The following is a 24,809-nucleotide window of genomic DNA, read 5'->3' on the forward strand; positions in this document are numbered from 1 at the left end:
GATGCTGAAAAGCCCAAAGTGATCTTTGGGCTTTTTTATTTTATCCATTGGAGCGTAAAACCTCGGGGTTTAGCCCATAGGTATCTACACATCTTGATGTACCTAATGCAATTGTTGCGATTTCATTCAGTTCATCTATTGAATATTCTGAGAGCAGTTGAAGAGTGTTCAGTAAAATCGAAAGTCCTGCCAATATTGCAGGTGCACTTTCCAACTTACCTCTCTTCTGCTGTCGGCCTGAAAGACGGGCCAGAAATATACGAATTTTCTGATTTTGTTCATCTTCAGAACGCTGTATTCGCCAAGTCAGTACACACGCCATACTGCTGATCAGGAGCCGTCTTAAAATCGCTGCAGGTGTGGTCTGAAGCCATGATTCAACGTTATGGCCTGCCTGCTTCAGAAGCTTGAAATAGCACTCAATTGTCCAGCGCCAGTAATACCAGGTGGTTAATTCTACCGCATCAATCTCTGAAGAAACATTGCTGATCAGCGACCATCTCGCGACTGTTTTACCTTGAGCATCTTTCACCACAGCAACAATTAATCTGGCTGTAACTGCCTTGCCTGGCTGGGGAGCAACCCGTTGGCCTAAATCATCTTTTCTCTTCGGTTTTGCTGCACGCGTTATCCGAATATCGGTTTCTCCAACATGCAGCATATGCCTGTTTCCTTTATAAGCAATCGGCTTAACTTGCTGAGTTACTACTTTTTCTGCGACTTCTGCAACTTTGTAGGTTTCCCCTTGATGCTCAATCCGATGGCTTTCTTTGGCCCGAATCAACCATTTGAAACCATGGCTGCTGATTTCCCTCAAGTGGGCAATCGAGTCTCCTTCACGGTCAATGATATGGACTTTTGTTTTCTCAATCGGATACTGTTCAATCGTTTTGATTTGTTCTGCGAGTGAGTCCAAATGGGACTTGCGCTCGCTGTATTGTTCACTGAATGTGGAATAACAGCCGGATGCATCTGTTAGCGTCTGAGCTAATGGCGCAATTGGGAGCCCTGATGACGCATCGACAAGTAAACTGCTTTGCAATTCATAGCCTGAATTCGCCTCTGTTCTTTGAAGACGCTGAACCTTATGACTGTGCTTCACATACTGCAGTTGAGACCAGTCATGAACGATTAATGCATACTGATGCGGTGATGTCTTGATCTGTTCGCATGCAAGAAGCTTAATCGGCTGGTTTAATTGACTAAAAGAGATTTTATTATTATTCAGGAATCGCCAAACAGCCTGTGTAGTTGAGAAACTCGACTTTTGGGTAGAGGCCAGGTCTTTGATTGCGGGAGCAAGTGAAGCAAGAGGATTCATATAGAGTTTTACAAGGCTGTTATAACGTTTGACAAGACGCTGATCCAGACCAGAGATGTTAAATTGAAGAGCATGCTCTTCAATTTAACGCAAAGCTCGGAAATTGTGTAGATACCTATGGGTTTAGCCCGAGGATATAAGCGAGTGGCGTAAGCCATTAATGCGGTGTTTGCTGTTGTTGAATATATTGTTTAACAATTCCAATTGGCGCACCGCCACATGAAGCAGCGAAGTAACTAGGCGACCACAAAGCACTGCCCCATAGCTTGTTTTTAATTTCAGGGTGTTTGGTTCTTACAATGCGACTTGAAGCACCCTTTAAACTATTCACTAAGCTAGAAATTGCTATTTTAGGTGGATAATTCACAAGCAAATGAACATGATCGTGTTCACCATCAAACTCTACCAACTCGGCTTCAAAGTCTAAGCAGATACGCTCAAACACTTCACGCATTGTTTCAAGCATTGCTTTGGTAAAAACATCTCTACGGTATTTAGCCACAAAGACTAAATGTACATGCATATTAAAAACACAGTGGCGACCTGTTCTAATCTCTTGACTATTGCTCATAGACCAAATATATTTTAATCATGAAAACACTTAAATTACGCATAAAAGACAAACATTACAAGGTACTAGACCAACTCGCATTGGAAGTAAATTTTGTTTGGAATTATGTGAATGATTTAGGATTTAAACATCTAAAAAGAAAAGGTGAATTTCTTTCAGCTTACGATATTGCTAAATACACGAAAGGCACATCTAAAGAATGCAATCTGCATAGTCAAACTGTTCAAGCGATAACAGAAGAATTGGTTACTCGAAGAAAGCAGTTTAAAAAAGCAAAGCTAAAATGGCGGGTGAGTAATAAGAAGTCTGCAAGACGTTCTTTGGGTTGGATACCGTTCAAAAAGGTTGCAATCAAATATGCTGATGGCTACGTGCAGTATGGCAAGCATCAATTCAAGCTATGGGATAGCTATGGACTATCAAAATACAACGTCAAAACAGGCTCATTTGTAGAAGACAGTCGTGGACGTTGGTATGTTTGTTTAGTTGTTGATAAGACAAAACAAGTTAAATCAAAGGGTAATACCTCAATCGGTATAGATTTGGGCTTAAAAGACCTTGCAACCTGTTCAGATGGCGTAAAGCTCAAAGCCCCTCAAATCTATCGGCAATACGAACAAAAACTTGGCATTGCTCAACGTGCTAGAAATAAAAAGCGTGTTAAAGCGATTCATGCCAAGATTAGAAACATACGTCAAAATACGCTACATCAATTCAGTCATAAATTGGTGAATAAACATGCAGCCATCTTCGTTGGTAATGTGAATGCAAAGGCATTAGCACGGACTAAACTAGCGAAGTCTGTATTAGATGCAAGTTGGACAACACTTAGAACCATGCTCAAGTATAAATGCGAGAACGCAAGTGTATGGTATAAAGAAGTCAATGAAGCCTATACCACCCAAACTTGTTCGAGCTGTGGCTCACGCTGTAGTAGTCCGAAAGGTAGAACGGGACTTGGAATAAGAGAATGGCAGTGCATGGAATGCGGTACATTCCATGATAGGGATATAAATTCCGCACTGAATATTCTTGCGCTCGGACATGAGCGTCTAGCAGTAGGAATCCCCGTCCTTTAGGTCGCGGAGGATGTCAAGATGCATGAAACCATGATAGGAACGAAAAGTGGCAAGGACAATACGTGTTGAGCTGAAAAAGATTGGTGACATTGTGCAGGTGGATCACAGCCTGTCACGTGTCGAGCAAATTGCACAGCGAAAACAAGCCATTTATCAATATCGCAATCAATGCTTATCCAAACAACGGCAGATGGTTGTAGATGATCACTCCATTGCACTGAGTGAGATAGGTAAACCCTATTGGGTTGATCAGCCTTCTTTTCATTTCAATCATAGCCACAGCCAAAATTACTATGCTTTAGCTACGAGTGAGCGGATGCAGGATCTAGGCGTGGACGTGGAGGAGTTAAACCGAAAAGTTCGCTTTGAGGCTTTGGCTAAACATGCTTTTCACGTAGAGGAACTTCGCGTGTGGCAACAGTATGATCAGGACAAAGCATACTGGTTTAAGGTCTGGACAACCAAAGAAGCGGTGCTTAAAGCATCAGGTTTAGGCATTCGTTTAAACTTAAATGAACTGAACACCCAAGCACATCCAACGCATAATGGTGGCATGTGTAGTCATCCGCTGATTGGGAGTTTTGCCTATCAAAATTTTGAGTTAGGAGATGTGATGTTGACCGTGGCTTGGCGGGCAGAGCAGTCCTGCCGTGGCTATGCGTTGCCTCAGATAGAGCTGGTACAACATCTTCAGAGCGACATAAAAAAGCCTCTCAATTGAGAGGCTTTCTTTTTTCACACTATGGTGTGCATTTATGGAATTTCATTTTCTTCTTCAAACTCAGGCTTCACTTGAACAATGAAGTCTTGACGGTTTAAGCCACGCCATAAAGCAAAAGCTGTACCGATGTAGATTGAGGAGTAGGTACCCACAAAAACGCCCACAAACATTGCAACAGAGAACCATTTAAGGCCATCACCACCGAGGATCATCATCGAGATCACCACCAACAATAAAGTCATTGAGGTGTGAATGGTACGACGTAGGGTCTCAGTTAAAGCGATGTTAACGATCTCTAAAGGTGAAGCGCCACGAATCTTACGGAAGTTTTCACGAATACGATCCGAAACAACAATGTTGTCATTCAGTGAGAAACCAATCAGAGCCAGAATTGCAGCCAATACAGTTAAGTCAAATGGCCACTGCATCATGGCAAAAATACCGATGGTGACCACCACGTCATGGAACAACGACAGTACCGCACCCATTGCCAGTTTGAACTCAAAGCGAATTGTTACGTAGACCAACATCAGCAGTAATGCTAAAGCCACAGCACCCGCTGAGCGAATGTAGAGTTCATTGCCGACTTGTCCACCCACCACATCAACTTTGTTAACTGAGGCTGAGTTACCCGGTAGCTGTACAGCTTGGGTAATGGTTTTGGTTAAGTCTTCTGCCGCTGTGTCTTCTTGTACAGGCATACGTACAATCAAATCACGATCTGAACCAATAGTTTGTACCACAGGGTCATGAAAACCTGCTTTGGTCAGTGCAGCAGAGACATCGGCTGATTTCACGGGTTTGCTATAGTTTAGTTCGGCAGAAATACCACCAGTAAAGTCCAAACCTAAGTTAAGACCCTTGGTGAAAATAAAGAATAGGCTGCCGATGGTTAAGACAATAGAAAGAATGGCTGCAGGCAGCGCAATCTTCATAAAATCAATCACACGCTCATCATCTGGACGGCCGTATTTTTTTGAATCTTGTTGAGTCACATCAGTCATCATCGATCTCCTTATATGCTCAACTTTTTCAAGTTACGTTTTTTGCCATAAATGAGCTGTACAATCGCACGTGTTACTGTAATAGCAGTAAACATAGAGCAGATAATACCGATCATTAAGGTCACAGCGAAGCCTTTAATTGGGCCTGTACCGATAGCAAATAGGATAAACGCAACCAAGAATGTGGTTAAGTTTGAGTCGAAAATGGTGTTATAAGCACGGTCATAACCCGCCACAATGGCTTGTTTGGGTGATGCTCCCCACTTCATTTCTTCACGTATTCGCTCACAGATCAAGACGTTGGCATCGACCGCCATACCAATGGTAATCACGATACCCGCAATACCCGGCAGGGTAAGGGAAGCACCAATCCAAGACATGACCGTTAGAATCATGGCTAAGTTGAAGACCAAGGCAAAGTTAGCAATTAAACCAAAGAGACGGAAGAAGACTACCATCCAGATTGCGACCAGTAAGAAACCGATTTGAGTTGATAGCACACCTTTATCAATGTTTTCTTGACCGAGGCTTGGACCCACTACACGTTCTTCAACAAAGTACATTGGCGCAGCAAGTGCACCAGCACGTAGCATTAGTGCAAGTTCAGACGCTTCTTGAGGTGAATCTAGACCCGTAATACGGAATTGAGAGCCGAGGACTGCTTGAATAGTTGCAGCGTTAATCACGACAGACTCTGCATAAGGTGTACGGACTTCGGTTTGTGCACCAGTCGCAGGATCGGTGATATAGCTAATACGTTGTTTATTTTCAATGAACAACACAGCCATACGCTTACCCACCGCATTCCGGGTTGCATCGGCCATCAGTTTGCCACCTGCTGTGTCTAAGGTAATGTTTACCTCAGCACCGCCAGTGTCTTGGCTAAAGCCACTTGATGCGTTTTGAACACGTTCACCCGTTAAAATACGGTTACGGTTTAAAAGTAATTCACGTCCGCTGTCTAAAGACTGATATGCAAAAAGCTCGGTTCCTGGTGGAAGCGGTTGACCATTGCTCTTGCCCGTATAAGGGTCAATCACTTGGTCATTTTGGTCAGAGACCAAACGGAACTCTAGGTTTGCTGTACGACCCAAGACACGTTTTGCTTCAGCAGTGTCTTGAACACCTGGAAGCTCAACCACGATACGGTTACTACCCTGTGTTTGTACCAAGGCTTCTGCCACACCTAACTCGTTAATACGGTTACGTAAAGTGGTTAAGTTTTGGTTCACGGCATAAGATTGAATTTCTTGGCGGCGAACATCGGTATAGGTTAAGCGTAAGGTTGAACCTGTCGCAGTTGCGACCGCTTGCTGATTAAACTCATTACCATTGCTACGTAAGTAGTCTTGAGCCGCAGTACGATCATCATTGTTGGCGAACTGAACGGTAATGGTGTTGTTGTTTAATGCAAGGCTGTTAAATTTAATTTTGTTGTCACGGAACTGACGACGTAAATCTGTCGCAGAGGTTTCCATGCGCTGAGCAATCGCTTTATCCATATCCACTTCTAATAAGAAGTGAACACCACCACGTAAGTCCAGACCGAGCTTCATTGGTTTTGCACCAATTTTTTGTAGCCACTCTGGCGTGGTTGGCGCCAAGTTCAACGCGACAACATAGTCATCACCAAGGCCACGACGTAACGCTTCTTTGGCTTTTAATTGTGCTTCGCTAGAGTCAAGACGTAACAGTGCAGCATTATTGCTAAAACTGTTGTCATGGCTTGAGATACTTTCAGATTTTAAAATCTGCTCTGCTTTTTGTACGATGCTTTGGTCAATTTGGGTACCAGCTTTGGCACCAGAAATTTGAACCGCAGGCTCATCCGGATACAAACTAGGCAGGGCATATAATGTACTGATCACCAAAACCACGAGAATCAGTAGATATTTCCATGCTGGGTAACGCATTTGTTTTCTTCTTAAAATGAAAAAAGTCGTGCGGATGCACGACTAATTTTTTTGATTAAAGGTTATTTAATGTGCCTTCAGGAAGAACTGAAATCACACTTGCGCGTTGAATTTTTACGTCTACACCGCGGCTCAGTTCAACCACTGCAAAGTCACCTTCGAGTTTAGTGATTTTACCCATTAAGCCACCAGCAAATACCACTTCACTGCCTACGCCAAGACTTTCAACCAAAGAGCGGTGCTCTTTGGCACGTTTTGCTTGAGGGCGCCAAATTAAGAAATAGAAGATTGCAATAAAAACAGCAATCATCAATAAGTTTGCGACCATACTTGGTTGTTGTGCAGCTTCACCCGCTGCGTGAGCTGTAGAAATAAAAAGGCTCATTTCAAATTCCTAAACTAAAAAAACGGTGACCAACGAATTGATCATAAATAGACTTGTTCTGCAATTTACCTTGTCTTTTTACCAAGCGCAAATGCTCACAACAATTAATCTTGGGGGCAAGGTGGAACTTCTAAACCACGACGTGCATAAAAATCTTCAACAAAGGCATCAAAGCGATCATTATCCAATGCATCACGAATGTCTTGAGTGAAACGTTGGTAGTAACGTAAGTTGTGAATAGTACCTAGCATTGAACCCAGCATCTCGCCACATTTTTCCAAATGGAATAAGTACGCGCGAGTAAAGTTGGTACAGGTATAACAGTCACAGTGTGGATCAAGCGGACTTTGATCATGACGGTATTTACTGTTACGGATACGCACTAAACCGTCGGTCACAAAATAATGTCCATTTCGGGCATTACGTGTAGGCATGACACAGTCAAACATATCGACGCCACGGCGGATGCCTTCCACGATGTCTTCAGGTTTACCCACGCCCATCAGGTAGCGCGGTTTGTCTGCCGGCATTTTTTCTGGAAGGTAATCCAGCACTTTGATCATTTCTTCTTTCGGTTCACCGACGGACAGACCACCAATGGCATAACCGTCAAAACCAACTTCAAGCAAGCCTTTTAAAGACTCATCACGTAAGTCTTCATACATACCGCCTTGAATAATGCCGAATAGCGCATTTTTATTTTCAAGCACATCATGGTGCTGAGTCTTACAACGCTTTGCCCAACGCAATGACAATTGTAGCGACTTTTGCGCTTCTTCATGCGTTGCAGGATAAGGCGTACATTCGTCAAAAATCATCACGATGTCTGAGTTCAATGTATGTTGGATGTCCATTGAGATTTCAGGAGACAAAAATACTTTAGAGCCATCAATTGGAGAGCGGAACGTTACGCCATCTTCTTTAATTTTACGCATCGCGCCCAAACTGAAGACTTGGAAGCCGCCTGAATCGGTTAGAATGGGCTTATCCCACTTCATGAATTTATGCAGACCGCCGTGCTCTTTAATCACTTCAAGGCCAGGGCGTAGGTAAAGATGGAAGGTGTTACCTAAAATAATTTGCGCTTTGATGTCTTCAATATCACGCGGGAGCATGCCTTTCACCGTACCATAAGTACCGACAGGCATGAACACAGGGGTTTCAACCACACCATGCTCTAAAGTTAAACGACCACGACGGGCGCGACCCGACTGACCTAATTTTTCAAACTTCATAAAATATCCTGAACAAGAGCAAAGCACTGCTCTGCTTGCAGTGCAAGAGCGAAAAAACAGTTCGCCGCTAAAAGGAGGCTATTTTCCTTGATTATGCAAATAAACACCAGTGTTGTAACACTTTTAACGCAAAGCATTTCGGAGCAGGGTGGTGTGCTATAAGGGCTGTTCCGGTTTGAATTTATGTCAGGGTGGCGAGTGAGTCGTGATTAGGATGAAAAGAGTTGATGGCGTATAAGAGGTTGTGAACGTAGAAGTTAAAAAGGCACTCATTTTGAGTGCCTTGGATTTGTTATTTGTGTTAAAGCGATCTTTTTAGTTGAAATTGGGGCGGTAATCAAAATTTTGTAGCGCAGCAGCGTCACGGAATGGACGCACAGCTTTTTTACCGACGGTCATGGTGTTTACAATGTTGTTCGGAAAAATTTGAATGTGGTTGTTAAACAGTTCGACATTGCGGTTAAAGATGCTGATCGCAGCCCCGACATTTTCGTTTTGCTCTTCAATTTCATTCATCATTTTTAGATAAATATCATTGGCTTTGAGTTCAGGGTAGTTTTCGACCACGACATTGAGGCTACGCATTAGCTCTTGGTTTAATGCTTCAATGCGCTGTAATTGGTTGACATCAGTATTATTTAAGTTCAGGTTGAGAATGTTTTGGCGGAGCTCAGTAACTTTTTCCAAGGTGCCTTTTTCAAAGCTGGAGTATTGTTCGACCAGAGGCTCTAAACCATCTAGAATTTTTATTTTCTGGCGCTCATAGGTTGCTACATCCGACCATGCGCGAATGGTTGCATTGTGGTGTCTGACAATATTATTGCGAATGACGATTATGCCAAACACGATTGCAATAATAATCAAGAAGAAAATCAATAGCCCCATACAGTCCTCAAACGGCAAAATGTCATTATTTTAAAAATTGCGTTAGATCAGATTCTAAGCGATCTAGATAAGGTAATTTAAAAGTGCGTAAGTGTCCACGCAATGTCGAAATGTCATTGATTTTTTTTGCTTTTCTGGATATTTCAAACAGGTTTTGTGGGCTGATATAGCACAAGATATTTTTTTCAGGATGAAAAAGTAAATCGCCTTCACGAGAACGGAAAAAATCGGCAGTACGCAGCACAAATGCAGGGGAGAGTAGTTTGGCCATCTGCAGCTGGTCAGTACCAAAAAACTTGAGCTTTTGGTTAATCTGAATATCACTGCTATGCCATGGAAAACTATAAGGATAATAGAATTTTTTATTGTATGCGGTAATCGCGAGTCCTTGCGTGGGTACTTCAAAGACAAAACATCCCCATAAGTCTTTATGCACTTCTTTCACTTTTAACTCATTGCCATCTTTATCACGTACGCGAATTTCATCAACAAAATGATATTGAAACAGCAAAACCTGATGTTGTTGTCCTGCTTCATCCTGCCAAGTGGTACTGGCGTAGTAAGGAATATCGTTGCTGATGGTGCCTTGGTTAAAAATTGGAAACAGCTGCTTTAAATGGGCAATAAAAAATGTAGGTTGTAGGACCACGCCAATATGCTGTGGAGGGGTAAACTCGTTGAGCTGGTATTTTTTATGAATAATTTGTTTTTCGAGATAGTCGGTGATCTCTTCAAGCGGATCATCTTGCTCATAACTTAAATAGGCCCAAAGCAGACAGCCTAAGCCGAATAAAAAGCTGAATAAGGTCCAAATGTGCTCTCCGGCAAAGAACACTGGCACAATAAAAAAAATGCCGACTATTCCAAGTAGAATAGGCAGCACATTTTCAAATTTCAAAGTAATCGGGGCGTTCCAAGGGTGCAGTCGGTCAAGAATATCTTGTACGGAATCTGCCCCTCGGCCGATGTCCCAAAGCCTGTCGATATTATCAAACACAATTTTATTCTTTTTACGTCGAATATGAATGGAATGTTTGATTGTATCGATAGGCATGTGAGGTTCTTATTTGGGTTGAAGTTGGTCAACTAACATGGCATCGCCATAACTAAAGAAGCGATACTGGTTGGCTACCGCATGTTGATAAGCTGCCAAAATATTATCACGATTTGACAGCGCTGAAACCAACATCAAGAGGGTCGATTCAGGCAGATGGAAGTTGGTGATAAGACGATCCACCACTTTGAACTCATAACCTGGGTAGATAAAAATTTGGGTATCTCCAGTCCAAGCTTTGAGTTCACCATCATGTGCCTGCGCTGCACTTTCAACCGCACGTGTCGCTGTTGTTCCGACAGAAATGACTTTATTACCACGCGCTTTGGTTTGACGAATCAGCTCCACTGAATGCTCAGGAACATCACACCATTCACTATGCATAATGTGATTGGCAATGTCATCGGTACGTACAGGCAGAAAGGTACCAGCACCCACGTGTAAAGTGACAAAAGTTTTCTGAATACCTTTGGCTTCAAGTTGATCCAACAGCTTTTGGTCGAAGTGTAAGCTTGCGGTAGGTGCAGCGACACTGGCTAACTTGGTTGGATCATTAAATACTGTTTGATAACGCTCGGTATCAATGGCTTCAGCTTCACGGTTGAAGTAGGGAGGGATCGGAAGTTGTCCGTATAAATCCAGCACCGTTAAAATTGGCTGGGAAAACTCCACAATAAATAAATTTTCATGACGACCTAGTACCGTGACTTTAACGGCATCTGGGCCAATAAAGAGCTCAGCGCCTGCTTTGGGTGTGTTACTAGCTTTGATGTGGCAGTGTGCAATAAATGCATCTTGCATGCGTTCTACCAGAACCTCGACAGCTCCACCGCTGGCACGTTTGCCTTTGAGGCGTGCTTTCATCACTTTGGTGTCATTTAAGACCAGTAAATCACCTGCATCGAGCAAATCTAAAATGTCGGTGAATTGAAAGTCATGATGCTGACCTTGAGCATCGAGGTGTAACAGTCGAGAAGCACTACGCGTGTCTAAAGGATAACGGGCAATGAGTTCATCGGGGAGGTCGAAATTAAAATCAGAAAGTTGCATGATGGGAAAGCAGCGTCAAAATAAGGGAGGTCAAAATTGCGCTTAGTATATGCGTTTTTGTTGAAAAACGCTGAAATTGCACAAATATAAAGCTAAAAAAACAAATGTGACTTAAAAATAGCCAATCACTATCAACTTGCGTTGACAAGTTTTTCAAAAAGTTTAATATACGCATCAACACCTTCCCGAGGTGGTGAAATTGGTAGACGCGGCGGACTCAAAATCCGCTGTCAGAGATGACGTGTCGGTTCGAGTCCGACCCTCGGGACCAAGATATTAAAAAACCCAAGCATATTCAGTCTTGGGTTTTTTATTGCCTGAAATTTAAGATTTGAATCAAATCGCCATAAAACATTACAGATGGCTTAAAGCAATTGAATGTTTGGTGCGGGTTTGCTTAATTATGTCCTCATATGATGGACTCACAATTTTGTTTTAATCCTTCTGATAAATAACGAGTTTTCAAAAAGAGAAAGTAGTCACAAGATAAAATTCTGAAATAATTAATTTTTTTGTTAAATGCCACGCTTGTATTGTTGTATTTTTATATTGTTTTAATGTTGAAAATTTGCTAATAAATACAAGTAAATAATAGGTTTGTGCCGAAAATCACAAAAGATGAGGCAGAAATGGGTATTCAATTGCTAGATATCGGGTCTGATACAGAACAGTTAAGTGCTTGTCACTTATCTTTATTGTTGGGCGTGAACAGTAATGACAATAAAATTAAGAGCTTTCTCAAATTTGCGCGAAAAATTTTAGGTGCACATGCCGCAATTCTAACGTTTAGCAATGAACCTTATAGTTGGTATGCGGGCAAACACGCATTCAATGCTTTTCAGTTACCCGCTGAAGCCAATTTTGCTACTCATTTTGAAGGGGAGATTGCGATTGATAGCCTGCATTGCCATTATCATCATCTTTCTCAGCAGGTGAGTGCTTTAGGGTTTAAACATCAGCGGATCATCGCATTGGATTTAAAGGTATCGGATAAATCTGTAGGGCAAGTGATTTTCTTTGATGAGCAGTTGGAGGCTTTTACGCAAGATGCTGTAGAAAATGTCTATGAACTGGCCTCTGGTTTTCTCAATTTGCTGCATTTGCGCATGGAAAATGCGGAGCTCAAAGAGTTGTATGAACAACAGGTGGCCATGAATGTCAGTAAAACCAAATTTTTCCAAATTATTGCACATGATTTAAGGGCGCCTTTTCATGGCTTAATTGGATTCTCAGAAGTGTTGGCTGAAGAGCGCAAAAGTTTGGATGAGTCTGGTGTGCAAAGCATTGCAGATTATCTGCATGATACAGCACAATCGACTTATAGCTTATTAGAAAGTTTACTGAATTGGGCGATGGCAGAAGGCGGGCGCTTTGTTTATCACCCCATCCATTACAAGCTTAAGCAGTCCTCTCAAATTGTTTTTGATGTGTTGCATGCGTTGGCCATCAATAAAAATATTCAACTGATTGACCGTGTCCCCGATGATTTAAAAATTTTTGCAGATATCAATATGGTGACCTCGGTGATCCAAAACTTGGTCTCAAATGCGCTGAAATTTACCCATATGCATGGCGAAGGTGTTGTGACGATTGATGCCAAAAAACGTGATGATTTTATCGATATCTACATTCAAGATACGGGTCTAGGTATGAACTTGGGGCAAATCGAATCTTTGTTTGAACCGAAACTAACCGTTAGTTTTAAGGGGACAGCTGGGGAGAATGGGACTGGTCTAGGTCTGGTGTTGTGTAAGCGTTTTGTTGATTTGAATAAAGGTGAAATTTCAGTCACATCGAAAGAAGGTGTAGGTTCAACTTTTATCGTCAGCCTGCCACGTTCGAACAGCGCACATCAAGCATTGTCACTCGAGACATCCCAGCAAGAATTTAGTGAATAATCATATTTTTCTTATAAAATAATTCCCCTAATCTCATGATCTGCTGTTATAAATAACCAAAACAATGCGAAAGGGTCGATCATGAATGCTGAGCAATTGCAAAAGACATTGCGCGCAAGTCAATATGCGGAACAAGTCCTATCTATACATCAGGTTTATCTTGAACAAGATTATGCAATTGATCAATTTTCTCAGCCATTGACCACCGAACAAATTTTCAATGTCGTTCAAAACAGCTTAAAAGAGATCAGTGATGAAAGCACATGGATGCGCACCATCCGAATTTTACGTGCGCGTTTAATGTTTCGCTGGATTTGGCAGGATGCCAATCAACTGATCGATGTGATGACGCTAACGCGAGAGTTATCGGATTTTGCCGATGCAGCCATTTGTGTGGCAAAAGCGTTTGCCTTAGCGCCATTGGTGACTAAACATGGTCAGCCTGTGGGTTATAACCATAAAATTCAAGATTTAATTGTGGTCGCGATGGGGAAGCTCGGTGCACAAGAGTTGAATCTCTCCAGTGATATCGACTTGATTTTTGCTTTTGATGAGCAAGGTGAAACTGATGGTCGTAAATGCATAGACGTACAACAGTTTTGCATTTTGTGGGGTCAGAAACTCATTTACTTGTTGGACCATATCACGGCTGATGGTTTTGTCTTCCGTGTGGATATGCGCTTACGTCCTTGGGGTGATGGTTCTGCATTGGCGATTAGTCATGCGGCGCTGGAGAAGTATTTAAGCCAGCATGGTCGCGAGTGGGAGCGCTATGCGTGGATTAAGGCGCGGATTGTGACAGGGGGCAAAGAGGGGAATGAGTTGTTGGACATGACTCGTCCTTTCGTGTTCCGTAAGTATGTCGATTACACCGCTTTTGAAGCCATGCGCGAAATGAAAGCCATGATTGAGCGTGAAGTATTACGCCGCAATATCGAAGATGATATTAAGTTGGGTGCAGGTGGTATTCGTGAAGTCGAATTTATTGTGCAGGTTTTTCAGCTAATTTATGGTGGGGCAAAATTAGAATTACAAGACCGTCAATGTTTAGTGAGCTTGCATCATTTGGGTGAAGTGGGTTTGCTGGATGGGCAAGCGGTCAGTGAGCTGGAAGATGCCTACTTATTTCTGCGCCGTGTAGAACATGCCATTCAAGCTCTGAATGATCAACAAACCCAGTCTTTACCAACAGAACCAGAACTCAGACAAAGGATGATTGACACCTTGGGTTTTGTAATTTGGGATGCATTTATTGAGCACTTAAACCAAAAGCGCGCCAAAGTTATTTACCAGTTTGAGCATTTAATTAAAGAAAAAGAACATGATCCTTTCGTTGAAAGCTTTAGTCAGTTAGAAGCGCGTTTAAATGAGGTCTTAGATGCGAATGCAAAAAACCTCATTCATGAATTTTGGAATGGTCATGCGCTGAAAAAACTGCCTGCAAAAGCGGTGCAGCGTTTAAAAATGTTTTGGCCGCATTTGATTGAAGCGATTTTACAGTCAGATAAGCCGCAAGCCGCGTTGCTACGCCTCATGCCCTTGGTCGAGTCGGTAATGCGACGCACCGTATATTTGGTCATGTTGATTGAGAGTAAAGGGGCGTTACAGCGCTTGGTGAAAATGGCAACCGTAAGTCCATGGATTTGTGAAGAATTGACCCATTATCCAGTGCTATTGGATGAATTTTTGTCCATGGACTTTGAGCTGCCGCGCCGTCAAGATTTGGAAGATTCGTTGCGTCAACAGTTGCTTCGTATTGAGCTTGATGACGTTGAGGATTTGATGCGTGTGCTGCGCCTATTTAAAAAATCCAATGTTTTGGCAGTTGCAGCCAGTGATGTTTTGGCTGAAAGTCCGTTGATGAAAGTATCCGATGCTTTGACCGATATTGCAGAAGTTTCGGTCAGTACAACTTTAAATTTAGCTTACCAAATGACGGCAAAGAAACATGGTTATCCGCTCGATGTTGAAGGACAGCGCTGTTCGATCGATCATTTGGCATTTGCTGTTGTGGGTTATGGCAAGGTTGGTGGGATTGAGCTGGGTTATGGCTCGGACTTAGATCTGGTCTTTATTCATTATATGGATGAGCAAGCCGATACCGATGGGCTGAAGTCGATCAGTGGATTCGAGTTTGCAATGCGTGTTGCGCAGAAATTTATGTCATTGATGACCACGCAGACCCTCGATGGTCGGGTTTATGAAATCGATACGCGCTTACGCCCATCGGGTGAAGCGGGGGTCTTGGTCACCAGTTTAAAAGCCTTTGAGCAATATCAGTTGAAAAATGCATGGGTCTGGGAGCATCAAGCATTGGTACGTGCTCGCTCGATTGCAGGTGAGCCAAGTTTGCGTGATAAATTTGAAGCATTGCGCTGTCGGATTTTGACACAGCCACGAGATGAGGAAAATGTACGCGCAGAAGTGCTGAAGATGCGTCAAAAAATGAAAGACCATTTGGGTTCTTCTAAAGAACAACAAAAAGATGGAATTTTTCATTTAAAACAAGACGCAGGTGGTATCGTCGATATCGAATTTATGGCACAGTATGCTGTGTTGGCATGGAGCGGATCTCATCCAGATCTTGCCCATTATTCCGACAATGTACGAATCCTTGAAGACGCCGCAAAAGCCAGTTGCTTATCCAGTGACGATGCGACTGCATTGATTCAAGCTTATCTCAGTGAACGAGCCGAGAGCCACCGTTTAGCCCTTGCGAATCAATCCATGCAAGTAAATGCTGCGGACTGGCGCGATACCCGAGTGATCGTTTGCAAATTATGGCAAAGATTAATTGATCCAAGCTCAATCGTGAGCATTGGGTAACATGACTGTGTATATAAATTTGGAGTGTGTGTCATGAATTTGGCTGATCGTGATGGTTTTATTTGGCAAGATGGACAATTGGTTGACTGGCGTGAGGCAAAAACTCACGTATTAACACATACCTTGCACTACAGCATGGGTGTGTTTGAAGGTGTCCGTGCCTATGAAACACCGAATGGCACGGCTATTTTCCGTCTAAAAGAACACACTAAGCGTTTATTGAACTCTGCAAAAATTTATCAAATGAAAGTCCCATTTGATCAAGCAACACTAGAGCAAGCTCAAATTGATGTGGTTCGTGAAAATAAATTAGCGTCTTGCTACTTGCGTCCAATTATTTTTATTGGATCGGAAAAATTAGGTATTGCTGCAACAGACAATACGATTCATGCAGTAGTAGCGGCATGGAGCTGGGGTGCGTACCTCGGTGATGAAGCAATGGCGAAAGGTATTCGTGTGAAAACCTCATCGTTTACCCATCACCATCCAAACGTGACGATGTGTAAAGCGAAAGCGTCAGGTAACTATACCTTGTCGATTTTGGCTCACCAAGAAGTAGCGCACTCAGGTTATGACGAAGCAATGTTGCTCGACCCTCAAGGTTATGTATGCCAAGGTTCTGGCGAAAACGTATTCTTGGTGAAAGATGGTGTTTTACATACGCCAGATATCGCAGGTGGTGCACTTGATGGTATTACGCGTCAAACTATTATTACCATCGCAAAAGACTTGGGATATGACGTGGTTGAGCGTCGTATTACACGTGATGAATTCTACATTGCAGATGAAGCATTCTTTACGGGTACTGCTGCTGAAGTTACGCCTATTCGTGAATATGATGACCGTGAAATCGGTTCAGGTACGCGTGGTCCAATCACTGAACAAATTCAAACCACATTCTTTAATGCGGTTAAGGGGAAAGACCCGAAATACGCACACTGGTTAACTTATGTAAAATAAGTAATTAGGTGGAAAAGGGCTCTTCGGAGCTCTTTTTTGTTGGTCTTCAGTTTAGTCATCGATACCGAAAATATCTCGAGTGTAGAGTTTATTTTGGACGTCATTTAGTTCTGATGTTTGACGATTGCTAATAATTAAGTCAGCTAGTTGCTTAAATTTTTTTAGATCGCGAATAACTTTACTATTGGCAAATTTTTTTTCTGAAATATTTGGCTCATAAATAATCACCTTAATGCCTTGCGCCTTAATTCGGCGCATAATCCCTAAAATTGCGGATGAGCGGAAATTATCAGATCCTGATTTCATGACTAAACGGTAGATGCCAACCACTTTGGGATTTTTATGAATAATTGTTTCAGCAATGAAATCCTTGCGGGTTCTATTTGCATCTACAACTGCTTGAATTAAGTTACTTGGGACTTGCTCATAATTTGCTAAAAGTTGTTTAGTGTCTTTAGGGAGACAATATCCTCCATAGCCAAAAGAAGGGTTGTTGTAAAACTTTCCAATACGCGGATCAAGACACACGCCATCAATAATTTGACGAGTATTTAAATCAAAAACTTGAGCATAGGTGTCAAGTTCATTGAAATAAGCGACACGCATGGCAAGATAAGTATTGGCAAATAATTTGATAGCCTCTGCTTCAGTGGAGTCAGTAAATAGTACAGGGCAGTCTTTTTTAATGGCACTATTAAGAAAGAGTTGTGCCAATGTTTCAGCACGTTCCGATTGCTCACCTATAATAATTCGAGAAGGGTAAAGATTATCCTGAAGTGCTTTGCCTTCACGTAAGAATTCAGGTGAAAAAATAATATTGTTTGTGTTAAATCGCTGTCGCATTCTTTGTGTAAAGCCGACAGGTACAGTCGATTTAATTATTATGGTCGCAATCGGGTTAGTGAGTTGGATGTCGTGAATGACTTGCTCCACACTTGAAGTATCAAATTGATTGGTGATGGGGTCGTAATTGGTGGACGTTGCAATCAGAATAACCTCAGCATTGATGTAACTGTCTATTTTATTTGACGTTGCTTTAAAATGAAGCTTGTCATTTTCTAGGAATAATGAGATGTCTTTATCTTGAATTGGGGAGATTTTTTGATTTAACTGGTGAATACGATTTTCATCGATATCAAATGCAGTGACACAGTGCTGCTGCGCTAAAATCAAAGCATTAGAGAGTCCAACATAGCCTAAACCGACCACTGTAATTTTCATTCTGTTGATTCTGAATTATTTTTTATTACGGTGCAGGAACAAGATGTCATGTAAATGAACAATACATTTCAGTTTAATTACCGTGTAATTACTTGGGATTTTATGGCTCTAATCTTCAATCAAACCTAGACTATGTTATGATGCAAAATACTATGTAGATCGGTAGTTTCAAAGATGTCTGTACATGAAAATGATGACGTTTTAAATACGACAGAGCAACAAAATCAGAATATTGTGCTGTGTATGAAGTGGGGAACCAAATATGGTTCGGACTACGTTAATCGTTTGTATAACATGGTAAAACGCCACACTACTATTGACTTTAAAATGGTGTGTTTAACGGACCGTACCGATGGCATTGATCCTGCTGTACAGTGTTTTCCTATTCCTCCATTAGCACTTCCAGAGGGAAGCCCTGAACGTGGCTGGAATAAATTGTCCACTTTTGAGCCTGATCTGTATGGTTTGGAAGGCAATGCACTCTTCCTCGATCTTGACGTGGTGATTGTCGATAATATCGATGAGTTCTTTACCTATCCGGGCGACTTTCTGATTATTCATGACTGGAAACGGCCGTGGCGTATTACCGGTAACAGTTCGGTTTACCGTTTTAAGCTGGGTGCTTTCCCGGGGCTTTTGCCTTATTTCCGTGAAAACTTTGATGAAATCCGTAAAAAATTCCGTAATGAGCAAGCCTATTTGTCTTGGTATGTCGATCAAGAGAAAAAGCTCTCTTACTGGCCTGACAGTTGGTGTAAAAGTTATAAGTATCATTGCTTGCAAAAAATACCTTTGGCGTACTTTAAAGCACCAGTAAAACCCGAAGGTGCAAAAATTATTGTTTTCCATGGGGAAATTAATCCACCTGATGCAGTAAATGGTGGTGGTGGTAAATGGTATCGCTATGTGTTGCCATCAGATTGGATTAAAGAGGCTTGGCATTAAAAACCCAATGTTGGTTTACTTTTGATTAGAAAATTATGAAAAAACTAGATTTTGTTATTGCTTGGGTTGATGGAAGTGATGAAAATCATCGATTGAAACGTCAACAATTTCAACCTGAAAATGTTGTAAAAGGTGCAGCGGAAGACACTCGATTTGCCCATAATGATGAAATCTATTTTTCGATTGCTTCAATTCTGAAATATGTTCCGTATTGTGGAACGATTTACATTATAACTGATCACCAACAGCCGAGTTTTGTTGGGGAGTTTGAAGCGCAGGGGCTATGTCGCTCTGGTCAAATTCAAGTGGTTGATCATCAAGAAATATTTAGAAATTACCAACAGTATTTACCTACTTTCAATTCATTAAGTATTGAAAGTATGTTGTGGAATATTAAAGGGATTTCAAATCATTTTATTTATCTGAATGATGATTTCTTTCTCAATCAACAGTCTGATTTAAGTGATTTTCTTATTGATGGTCAGATGGTGATATATGGACATTGGCAAGCAACACTCATCAAGAAAATGAAATATATTTTCCGAAAATTCTTACAGCAGAATTTTGGAATGGTAGCTGAAGCGAAATATTCAACGGCTCAAATGCTGAGTGCAGATCGTGTGGGAATGACTAGATATTACGAAATTCATCATCGCCCTCATATTCTCAGTCGTGATTTGCTCAGTACTTACTTTAAGAATAATAAAGAGCTTTTAGAGCAGCAAATTCAGTTCAAATTTAGGAACATTGATCAACTGTTACCAGTGGGATTGTCTAATCATTTAGCAATTCAATCTGATCAAGCCATTTTAAAAGATGATATTGATATTGCTTATTTAAAAGATGGTCGTGATTTGGAAAAATTTATATTAGCTTTATCTAATTCTGAGATTAAATTTGGCTGTATACAAAGTCTAGATCAATTGGAATCATTAGCTGAAGGACGCATCCGAGCCGCACTGATTCAAAAATTTACAGGGTTTTTACCCAGCCAAATTCAACCGACTACTGTGGTCTAAACGAAGGAAAGCAAATGAAAGTTGTGACTTATCTTATTAATTTAGACGGCAGTGATCAACGTTTAGCAAGTGCGACAGCTCAGCTCAATCAAGCGGGATGGGATTTTAGCCGATTCTCTGCTTATGATGGGCGAGGTAAAGCCTTATCTGAATTTGAAAACTACGATGATCTTGCTGCTCAGAAAATATTAGGGCGTAGTTTAATGAATTCTGAGTTGGGTTGTTATCTAAGTCACTACGGTTGTGCTGAAAAATTTCTAGAAACGGATGCCGATTATTTAGTTGTCTTAGAAGATGACATTGAAGTGTTGCCTAACTTTAAACAGAAGCTTGAATCTTTATTAAGTTATTTAGATCAACATAAAGAGTTGGATTGGTATACCGTCAATATTGCTGCTAAAAAGAAAAAATTAGCAAAAGACATTGTTGAGTTTGATCATTATACCTTGTGGCATGCATATTATTTCCCAATACGTGGTGTAGGCTTGGTTTGGTCTCGAAAAGGAGCTGAACAGTTTGTACAACTGGGTAAAATCATGACCGTTCCAGTCGATATTTTCTTCCAAAGTTGGTTAAGTAAAACAGGAAAAGGGCTTGGCGTTTGGCAGCCATTTGTGCAGCCAGCAGGTCTGGATAGTGATATTTTAGGTACTGTTGCTGCTCAAGGTATCAAACGGAAGCAACTTGAGAATCGAAGTGCTTCTCATGGATTTAAGAAACAGAAGCGTATGTGGCGTGATCGCTTTTATGCAATTAAACATTTAATGTCTTGAGTCCTAGTTATAGACTGTAATAAATAATTTTCTTTATTTTGTTGAGTACATTTTATGAAGTTTTTTAAGAAGCTCTTCTATCTTTTGAAATTTTATACAATGTATTCAAACCAAAAAAGAGAAATCAATGAGTCAATAGATAACTACGCGGACCTGATCGTTCTCAATCCTGGTCAGAAAAATGCAGTTATTCCCAAAATTATCTGGATGTATTGGGAAGGCTCACTCCCTGAGTTTGTGCAGAAGTGCGTTGATAATATAAAAAAGAACAATCCAAACTATGTTGTAAACTTTCTAACACCTAATAATGTCAAAGAGTTTTGTGATATTGATTATGGTCGTTTAAAGCATGCGACACCACAACAGAAAGCTGATCTCATTCGATTTGAATTAATTTATCAACACGGTGGGATATGGTTAGATGCCAGTACAATTGTTTATGAAAATCTAGATTGGATTGAAAGGTTAGTTACTCAACATCAAACTAACAGTTTTGCCTATTATCGAAAGAAAAATACGACTTGCCCAGACTTTCCTGTTTTAGAGAATTGGTTATTGGCAAGTTCTGCCAAAAATATGTTTTTTAAGTCTTGGTTTGAGGAGTTAATAAAAGCTATAGAATTAACACCAAAGGTTTATATTCAGCAGATTAAAGAAAATAACGAAAATTATCAGGACTATTTTCAAGAGATAGGCCGTTTAGAATATTTGGTTGCTTATGTTGCCTGCCAAAAAATTATGCGTACAACTTTACCGAGTATGACCTTGATTAACTGTGATCGGAATGCTTTTTTCTATCAAGTAAAAAATAAATGGATGAAAGAAAAAGTGTTGATTGATCTTGCCCTCAATTATCCGCCAGTTGAAAAGCCTAAGCTGATCAAACTGGCAGGAAAAGAAAGGGGAATATTAAGTCGTTATTACAGTAAAAAAATGTATTTTAACGACTCGTTTATTGATATCTAATCACTACTTTTTAGCAATAAAGTTTTCTAATACTTTAAATTTTGGTCGTGTTTCAAAGTATTGTTCAGATGCTAATGACCCAACAATTGAGATATGACGTCCATCAAATGAATACGGTGTGTTTTTGGTTGCCATATGATCTGATTTAAATAGATCTGCTTGGCTTAACAAGAGTGTATTCGGATGTTCTGAAACGATTTTATTAATCACACTCGTTGCATATTTTTGCTTTGTAGCGAGTGGATTGTTCATATACTCATTTAGATTAAAGTCTCGCTCTAACCATATTGCACGTTTGAAAATTGAGCTGATGTTTTGATCAAAAGTATATGGTTCAGACATTACAATCACTTTCTTATTATTCATTTGTGCAACTTTGAGTAGCTCACTAAATGAATTCTGCTGATTTTGACGAACAATATCAGTCCAACGACCAGCAAAAATAAGAACGTCATACTGAGCTATATGATTCTTCAGATAGTTTCGGTTGATTAAGCACTGCTGATAAGCGGTAGATGACTTGTCACCTGTAAATTCTTTATCAAGACTTGGATAGCACCAATTCGTACTGATCGTATGGATGTTCAAGTTTAGCTTTTTGCCTAGATGATCCCAAAATGGAATATTGTGACCTGCAAATGAATCTCCAAACAAAAGAGCTGATTTAGCATTTGTTGAGTTAGATGCTATATGACATTTTAATCCATTTTCTCCAACAGTCAGACTATGATCATCTTTAATGTTATAGAAACACCAACCATTCGAGACCATAGGCATCTGTATTTTCTCAATACGCTTTAGGTATTCTGCATCGGCTCGATTTTCTAACCCATCCTTACCTAGAAACTTATAAAATGGATAGAGAATCGCAATACTTAAGATAAAAAGTAGATAAACATACTTTTTATTGATTTTATTCAGATGAATACGACAGGGTTCAATATGTTTGTAACTCAACCATCCTAAAATAAAAGATAATAAAAGAGCAAAACTGATATTGATAATATTTTTTTGAATTAGGAAATAGCTCAATAAAAATGAGATCGGCCAATGCCACAAATAAATAGAATATGAAGCACTGCCTAAACTCTGTATAAACTTGGGTTTCGTTAGTATAGAGTTTTGACGGTTGGCGATTAGAATTAAAACTGTACCCAAAACAGGAAGGGATGCAGCATAACCAGGCCAAGGCGTATCTTTGGTTAAAAAAATCAAGCTTAGCGCTAAAAGTCCAAAACCTGTATATTCAATAATTTTTTGCTTAATCGATGATAAAGAATATTGGTTAAAATAAAAGTACACCAGTCCACCTGCAATTAACTCCCATGCACGTGTTGAGAGTTTAAAGAAAGCATATATCGGATTTTCTGGTGTAAGTTTTACAGACAACAAAAATGAGCAAGAAAATAATATTAGAAGTAATATGCCTATATATTTAGTTTGTTTTGTAAGCTTTTTAAATGTGTACAAAATGATGGGAAAAAGGATGTAGAACTGCCATTCAACAGCTAAAGACCAGGTATGCAGTAATGCTTTATCATGTGAACTAGTTGCAAAATAGTCTCCTGATTGTTCATAGAAGAGATTATTTGATAAGAAAGTGAGACTGTATCTCGCATCTTTAGCAAAGTTTTTTAGATCTTCTGGGATAAACACAAATAGCCCCAAAGCCGTTAAAACTAAGACTAAGAATAATAGTGCGGGATATATACGAATAATTCGAGATAAGTAAAAATCAACAAAAGAAAAATTATTGTGTTCAAGCTTTTCCACAATGATTTTTGTCATCAGATAGCCTGATATCACGAAGAAAACATCAACGCCCAAGTACCCAGCAGAGAAACCGAATACATTGAAATGGAAAAGAACAACAAAAACTACAGCATATGCTCGAAGTCCATTAATATCAGTTCTAAATTGATGATTATTCATATATTTGGGATGACTACAGAAAGAATTGAGCGTTCACATAAGGATGGAAGGAAATTACAGGTGAATTGTAAGTTCTACTCACCACTTTGTGTCAATAGAGTATTTTGTAATTGTTCAGGAGGTATTTTTTCAAAAGCTTTTACTGCACTGTTCTGAGATAAATTATAGACATTTATTTGCTGAGATTTTAGAAAGCGGGCAGCGGCATCGAATGCAGGCAATGTTACATCTAAATACTGATTCAACATAGTGGGTTGTTTATTTTCTTTATTTTCATAGAATCTGGGTTGGGAAAAATTATTCATATCCAAACCTGCAATATAAATGTCTTTATATTTCAAATGATAAGTGATTTGAAGTGCAACATAAGCCACTGTAAAATAGTCAAAAACAGCATTAAAAATGTGACTAGAAAACCCTAAGCGGTCATAGATATGAAAATAATTTGGAGTTTCAGTCACGCGTATCCGCTCACCTAAAAATCGCTCAATTTCACCTTCAGTTATAGGCTCAACAACTTTAATGTCGCAAAGAATATTTTCTAATTTTATTTTTCTTAAAATCAGGTCTAAACAACGTGGTGTTGTAAATAGTGTACAAAAGGAAGTTTTAAGTACATTTTCAATTAGATCAAAACGATTGTTGGTGAAATTGTGATCAATGATCACATAATATTTAAATTTGACACCACTTAAGGCAATTGCACCATTTACACCAATATAATCAATATCCGATCGCTGTAAATATGACGTTTCTAGTTGATGCACAGATGGACCTGTTGCAATTAGCATACATTTTCGATTGGGACTAAAATTTAATTGGGAATTATCGACAATAAGTTGTTTTTTAAAATAAATTTTTTGCAAATCACCATCGGGACTACGTTCTACTTGATAGTATGGCCAATAGCGACGATTGTGTTTATATGATTTTGGATGACTATACTTGTAAATAAATTTATACAGATTTCTAAGGATATAATTTGAAAAAAAACGTTGGGCTGAGATTATTGGTTGAGACATAAAGATCAAATTCTATGTAAGAAAATATG

General features: G+C 40.2%; 21 protein-coding genes and 1 tRNA gene. 10 read left to right on the top strand and 12 right to left on the bottom strand.

Annotated features, from left to right (window positions below; translation table 11 throughout):
- Positions 1 to 40: 40 nt before the first annotated feature.
- Positions 41 to 1,321, bottom strand: a complete 1,281-nt coding sequence (locus tag AC5EUN_RS01905; RefSeq protein WP_130235004.1) for a transposase — start codon at positions 1,319 to 1,321, stop codon at positions 41 to 43.
- 157 nt (positions 1,322 to 1,478) lie between these two features.
- Positions 1,479 to 1,892: an IS200/IS605 family transposase gene (tnpA, locus tag AC5EUN_RS01910; protein WP_005402021.1), complete on the bottom strand. Its 414-nt coding sequence runs from the start codon at positions 1,890 to 1,892 to the stop codon at positions 1,479 to 1,481.
- A 20-nt stretch (positions 1,893 to 1,912) separates the two neighbouring features.
- On the opposite strand from tnpA, the gene AC5EUN_RS01915 reads away from it, so the two are divergent.
- Both AC5EUN_RS01915 and AC5EUN_RS01920 read left to right on the top strand, forming a co-directional pair.
- Positions 1,913 to 2,971 carry an RNA-guided endonuclease InsQ/TnpB family protein gene (locus tag AC5EUN_RS01915; protein ID WP_058951462.1) on the top strand — a complete coding sequence of 353 codons (1,059 nt, stop codon included), beginning with the start codon at positions 1,913 to 1,915 and terminating at the stop codon, positions 2,969 to 2,971.
- Positions 2,972 to 3,017: 46 nt separating this feature from the next.
- Positions 3,018 to 3,692, top strand: coding sequence for a 4'-phosphopantetheinyl transferase family protein (locus AC5EUN_RS01920; protein ID WP_201706775.1), 675 nt, complete (start codon positions 3,018 to 3,020; stop codon positions 3,690 to 3,692).
- Positions 3,693 to 3,724: 32 nt separating this feature from the next.
- On the opposite strand, the gene secF is transcribed toward AC5EUN_RS01920, so the two are convergent.
- The 7 genes from secF to queA all read right to left on the bottom strand — a co-directional run bounded on the left by secF (position 3,725) and on the right by queA (position 11,218).
- Positions 3,725 to 4,699 carry a protein translocase subunit SecF gene (gene secF / locus AC5EUN_RS01925; RefSeq protein ID WP_005401700.1) on the bottom strand — a complete coding sequence of 325 codons (975 nt, stop codon included), beginning with the start codon at positions 4,697 to 4,699 and terminating at the stop codon, positions 3,725 to 3,727.
- 8 nt (positions 4,700 to 4,707) lie between these two features.
- A complete protein-coding gene (gene secD, locus AC5EUN_RS01930; RefSeq protein WP_201706774.1) occupies positions 4,708 to 6,609 on the bottom strand; it encodes a protein translocase subunit SecD in 1,902 nt (633 codons plus the stop codon).
- A 55-nt stretch (positions 6,610 to 6,664) separates the two neighbouring features.
- The gene (yajC, locus tag AC5EUN_RS01935; RefSeq protein WP_004697692.1) at positions 6,665 to 6,994 is read right to left on the bottom strand and encodes a preprotein translocase subunit YajC; all 330 of its coding nucleotides are present in this window, start codon (positions 6,992 to 6,994) and stop codon (positions 6,665 to 6,667) included.
- A 104-nt stretch (positions 6,995 to 7,098) separates the two neighbouring features.
- Complete coding sequence (tgt, locus tag AC5EUN_RS01940; protein WP_004697695.1) at positions 7,099 to 8,229, bottom strand: tRNA guanosine(34) transglycosylase Tgt; 1,131 nt, start codon at positions 8,227 to 8,229, stop codon at positions 7,099 to 7,101.
- A 315-nt stretch (positions 8,230 to 8,544) separates the two neighbouring features.
- On the bottom strand, positions 8,545 to 9,114 hold the full coding sequence (locus tag AC5EUN_RS01945) for a LemA family protein (protein WP_130235002.1): 570 nt from the start codon (positions 9,112 to 9,114) through the stop codon (positions 8,545 to 8,547).
- A gap of 25 nt (positions 9,115 to 9,139) precedes the next feature.
- Positions 9,140 to 10,168 (bottom strand): hypothetical protein, encoded by a 1,029-nt coding sequence (locus AC5EUN_RS01950; RefSeq protein ID WP_125280198.1) that lies wholly within the window; start codon positions 10,166 to 10,168, stop codon positions 9,140 to 9,142.
- A 9-nt stretch (positions 10,169 to 10,177) separates the two neighbouring features.
- A complete protein-coding gene (gene queA / locus AC5EUN_RS01955; protein WP_125280197.1) occupies positions 10,178 to 11,218 on the bottom strand; it encodes a tRNA preQ1(34) S-adenosylmethionine ribosyltransferase-isomerase QueA in 1,041 nt (346 codons plus the stop codon).
- Positions 11,219 to 11,402: 184 nt separating this feature from the next.
- Here queA and AC5EUN_RS01960 point away from each other — a divergent pair.
- From AC5EUN_RS01960 to AC5EUN_RS01975, 4 genes are all read left to right on the top strand, one after another.
- Positions 11,403 to 11,489, top strand: a tRNA-Leu gene (locus AC5EUN_RS01960).
- A 358-nt stretch (positions 11,490 to 11,847) separates the two neighbouring features.
- Positions 11,848 to 13,116, top strand: coding sequence for a sensor histidine kinase (locus AC5EUN_RS01965; RefSeq protein ID WP_130235001.1), 1,269 nt, complete (start codon positions 11,848 to 11,850; stop codon positions 13,114 to 13,116).
- An 81-nt stretch (positions 13,117 to 13,197) separates the two neighbouring features.
- A complete protein-coding gene (gene glnE, locus AC5EUN_RS01970; protein ID WP_130235000.1) occupies positions 13,198 to 15,942 on the top strand; it encodes a bifunctional [glutamate--ammonia ligase]-adenylyl-L-tyrosine phosphorylase/[glutamate--ammonia-ligase] adenylyltransferase in 2,745 nt (914 codons plus the stop codon).
- A 33-nt stretch (positions 15,943 to 15,975) separates the two neighbouring features.
- The gene (locus AC5EUN_RS01975) at positions 15,976 to 16,902 is read left to right on the top strand and encodes a branched-chain amino acid transaminase (RefSeq protein ID WP_004983545.1); all 927 of its coding nucleotides are present in this window, start codon (positions 15,976 to 15,978) and stop codon (positions 16,900 to 16,902) included.
- 51 nt (positions 16,903 to 16,953) lie between these two features.
- Here AC5EUN_RS01975 and AC5EUN_RS01980 read toward each other — a convergent pair whose 3' ends face one another.
- Complete coding sequence (locus tag AC5EUN_RS01980; RefSeq protein ID WP_130234999.1) at positions 16,954 to 18,123, bottom strand: nucleotide sugar dehydrogenase; 1,170 nt, start codon at positions 18,121 to 18,123, stop codon at positions 16,954 to 16,956.
- Between the two features lie 174 nt (positions 18,124 to 18,297).
- On the opposite strand from AC5EUN_RS01980, the gene AC5EUN_RS01985 reads away from it, so the two are divergent.
- The 4 genes from AC5EUN_RS01985 to AC5EUN_RS02000 are packed head-to-tail and all read left to right on the top strand — an operon-like array spanning position 18,298 to position 21,826.
- Positions 18,298 to 19,068, top strand: coding sequence for a glycosyltransferase (locus AC5EUN_RS01985; RefSeq protein WP_130234998.1), 771 nt, complete (start codon positions 18,298 to 18,300; stop codon positions 19,066 to 19,068).
- Positions 19,069 to 19,103: 35 nt separating this feature from the next.
- The gene (locus AC5EUN_RS01990) at positions 19,104 to 20,087 is read left to right on the top strand and encodes a Stealth CR1 domain-containing protein (RefSeq protein WP_130234997.1); all 984 of its coding nucleotides are present in this window, start codon (positions 19,104 to 19,106) and stop codon (positions 20,085 to 20,087) included.
- Between the two features lie 14 nt (positions 20,088 to 20,101).
- On the top strand, positions 20,102 to 20,860 hold the full coding sequence (locus tag AC5EUN_RS01995; protein WP_004697713.1) for a glycosyltransferase family 25 protein: 759 nt from the start codon (positions 20,102 to 20,104) through the stop codon (positions 20,858 to 20,860).
- Between the two features lie 54 nt (positions 20,861 to 20,914).
- Entirely contained in the window at positions 20,915 to 21,826 is a 912-nt protein-coding gene (locus AC5EUN_RS02000) for a glycosyltransferase family 32 protein (RefSeq protein WP_131230602.1), read from the top strand.
- Between the two features lie 3 nt (positions 21,827 to 21,829).
- Here AC5EUN_RS02000 and AC5EUN_RS02005 read toward each other — a convergent pair whose 3' ends face one another.
- Together AC5EUN_RS02005 and AC5EUN_RS02010 are read right to left on the bottom strand one after the other, a co-directional pair.
- On the bottom strand, positions 21,830 to 23,758 hold the full coding sequence (locus AC5EUN_RS02005; RefSeq protein ID WP_131230600.1) for an acyltransferase family protein: 1,929 nt from the start codon (positions 23,756 to 23,758) through the stop codon (positions 21,830 to 21,832).
- Positions 23,759 to 23,832: 74 nt separating this feature from the next.
- A complete protein-coding gene (locus AC5EUN_RS02010; protein ID WP_004697717.1) occupies positions 23,833 to 24,780 on the bottom strand; it encodes a WaaZ-like lipopolysaccharide core biosynthesis protein in 948 nt (315 codons plus the stop codon).
- Positions 24,781 to 24,809: the final 29 nt, after the last annotated feature.

It is taken from the genome of Acinetobacter sp. CAU_H_S170_2 (assembly GCF_058890445.1).